Source organism: bacterium, assembly GCA_035281585.1.
Classification (GTDB): Bacteria; UBA10199; UBA10199; order DSSB01; family DSSB01; genus DATEDP01.
On sequence record DATEDP010000036.1, the window covers coordinates 1 to 2,453 of the forward strand.

Here is a 2,453-nt window from a genome sequence, read left to right on the forward strand (position 1 = left end):
CGATCAGGAGAAAAGCGACCTGATCGAATATTTGAAGTCGATTTGATTCGGCCGGTCCGCGGTCAGGAAATCAGAGACCGGCGGCGCCAGATGAGCCCGGCGAGCAAAGCGGCTCCGATCGCCCAAGCTTCGGGATGGGCCCGGGAGCCTGGCACCAGCCGGCAGCCGCCGCCGTCATCGGGATTGGTTCCCAAGACCACTGAGTTGCCGGCGTTGTTCGACACGACCACGGTGTCATCGTCGAGACCGATCAGTTGAGGGACCGCCGTATCGGAGTCGCGGAAGGCGACGACGTTGGCCATGAAGCCGGCGGGCAGGGTGAAGGAGTCGATCACGGCGTTGGGTCCGCCGAAAAGCGGATCGTCGATCACGAAGGTGAAAACGGCGCCGGGCACGAAGGAAGCGCAAGCGCCGTTGTCGAATTCGACGTCGGGCGTCAGCCCAACGTCGGCGGCGAAGCCGCTGCTGGCAAAGAGAATGTCGTCGCCGGCATTGGTGTTCCCGCCGGCATTGATCGTCGCGGCCTCGGTGTCGCCGATCTCGGCGAGCAAGGTCCCGTTGATCTCGACTCGGTCGGTGCCGATAAAGGCATCCTGTCCATCCTCGTCGATCTGCAGCTCGACGGCGCAGGAGCTAGCGTCCAACGATAGGATGTCGTGAATAAAGACTTCATGATGGTCGGCTTGGGCCGTTGAGCCGGCTGCCGTCAAGGCGAGCGCGGCCAATAGTCCGATAGGGGTTTTCATAGATCCTCCTTGGGATTGGGGAGCCACTGGATTAGATGTCTACCTCTAGCTTGAAACCGCCCCAGAACATCCTCTTCCCGTCGAAAGGCATCTTTTTAGGGTCCATCATTGCGGCCAGCCTTTTGTCGGCCATGACTTTCTTCAGGACCCGGTCGCGGTCTTTCCGCGATTTGTAAACGATCCAGGAAAACCAAACCACTTCGCTGGGTTTCAGCTTGACCGACCTAGGGAAGGAGGTCGATTTGCCGCGTTGGACGTCGTCGGCGATGCATTCGCGGTATTCGAGGGCTCCGTGCTCGCGCCAAACCTTTCCGGCCTTCTGGGCCATCCGCCGATAGGCCGGGACCTTTTTCTTGGGAACTGGGACGACAAAACCGTCAACGTACGCCATATTTCCTCCTTTGGTTCGGGAGATCCAGGCGGATTTTAAATTCCAAAGACGGTCGAATTCAAGCTTTGTGGCATGCCAGGTGGAGGTAGGCTTATTTCGGATTGTTCGGCGGCTCTTTCGAAAAGGACCTGCACCCAAAGCTGACGATCAAAACTTCCTTGGGGCTGGGTTGGGCCAATGGGAAATTCAACGAGGCCTATTTCGGGGTGGCTCAATCCAAGCTCAACCTAAGGCCCCATCTCGAGGTGACGGCCTTGCTGCCTTCTTCCCTTCGGCAGAGCGTGGCCGATCCCACGGTCATTGACGGCGGCCTGGCGCTGGGAGTTCAGTTCTGAGCGTTTATAAGGAATGTTGCTGGAAAAACTCCCAGATCGCGTCGGTGGCCGAAAAGCCGGTATGGCCTTGGGCGGTCGGCCATTCGTGATAGCCGTCGGAAATTTTGATGTGGCGCACTTCGCTGCCCTCGGCGCAATCGCCATGGCGGATGAGGGTGACATTGCCGTTCACCGTGGTTTCGGCGTTGCCGGCGCAGCTGTCGGCCTGAGCCCAGAAAGCGACCGCGTCAGCCACCGACTTGACGTAGAGCTGACCGGCGCCGCTGCCCTGGCCGCCGTCGTAGGGGATGTTGGCATCCAGCTCGCCGTGAACGATGAGTATCGGGATCGGGCCTTGGGCCGGGGGAATCATGTAATAATCGACTCCACTATTGGGACTGGTCCCGATCGTCCCGGCCACCGGAGCCACGGCGGCGAGGAGGTCGGGCAGCTCGGCCGCCAAGCGGTGGCACATGAAGCCGCCGTTGGACATCCCGGCGGCATAGATCCGCTTGGCATCGACGGCCAGCTCCGCTTTCAATTGTTCCGCGAGCTCGCGAACGAAGGCGACGTCGTCAACGGTCAGGCCGAGCTCGGGCGTCAGGCCGGTGTTCCAGGCTTGAAAGAAGCCGTCACCGGTGGTGCCTTCGAGGTAGGCCACCAAGAAGCCGGCCTGATCGGCTTTAAGGCTCATGCCGGTGCTGATGGCGATGCTCTGGGCCGTTCCGCTGTAGCCGTGCAGCACGAAAACCAGCGGCAAGGAGACCGAGCCGTCATAGCCGGTCGGCACGTGGAGGTTGTAATACCGGAGCGTTCCATTGACCGCGAGGCTGCGTCGATAAATTCCCGGGGCCAGCGGCGCAGCGGCCGGAGTTTGGGCGGTGCTTTCGGGAGTTTCGGAAGTCGATGCGCTTTGTTGAGAGCAGCCGGCGAAGAAAAGCGCGGTCGCCAGCGAAGCGAGCAGAGCCCGCGAGAATAAGATTTTCATGGCCCCTCCTGATT

Annotated in this window: 4 protein-coding genes; 1 reads left to right on the forward strand and 3 read right to left on the reverse strand. The window is 60.7% G+C overall.

The window, feature by feature from the left end; all coding sequences use genetic code 11:
* Positions 1-62 precede the first annotated feature (62 nt).
* Both VJR29_02625 and VJR29_02630 read right to left on the reverse strand, forming a co-directional pair.
* The gene (locus VJR29_02625; GenBank protein HKY62288.1) at positions 63-746 is read right to left on the reverse strand and encodes a hypothetical protein; all 684 of its coding nucleotides are present in this window, start codon (positions 744-746) and stop codon (positions 63-65) included.
* A 31-nt stretch (positions 747-777) separates the two neighbouring features.
* The gene (locus tag VJR29_02630; protein ID HKY62289.1) at positions 778-1,137 is read right to left on the reverse strand and encodes a DUF1428 domain-containing protein; all 360 of its coding nucleotides are present in this window, start codon (positions 1,135-1,137) and stop codon (positions 778-780) included.
* 101 nt (positions 1,138-1,238) lie between these two features.
* Here VJR29_02630 and VJR29_02635 point away from each other — a divergent pair, with 101 nt between their 5' ends.
* The gene (locus VJR29_02635; GenBank protein HKY62290.1) at positions 1,239-1,472 is read left to right on the forward strand and encodes a hypothetical protein; all 234 of its coding nucleotides are present in this window, start codon (positions 1,239-1,241) and stop codon (positions 1,470-1,472) included.
* Positions 1,473-1,476: 4 nt separating this feature from the next.
* Here VJR29_02635 and VJR29_02640 read toward each other — a convergent pair whose 3' ends face one another.
* On the reverse strand, positions 1,477-2,439 hold the full coding sequence (locus VJR29_02640) for a PHB depolymerase family esterase (protein ID HKY62291.1): 963 nt from the start codon (positions 2,437-2,439) through the stop codon (positions 1,477-1,479).
* Positions 2,440-2,453: the final 14 nt, after the last annotated feature.

Coding starts and splice junctions, on each gene's coding strand:
- VJR29_02625 (HKY62288.1), bottom strand. CDS start 746: ATGAAAACCCCTATCGGACTATTGGCCGCGCTCGCCTTGACGGCAGCC.
- VJR29_02630 (HKY62289.1), bottom strand. CDS start 1,137: ATGGCGTACGTTGACGGTTTTGTCGTCCCAGTTCCCAAGAAAAAGGTC.
- VJR29_02640 (HKY62291.1), bottom strand. CDS start 2,439: ATGAAAATCTTATTCTCGCGGGCTCTGCTCGCTTCGCTGGCGACCGCG.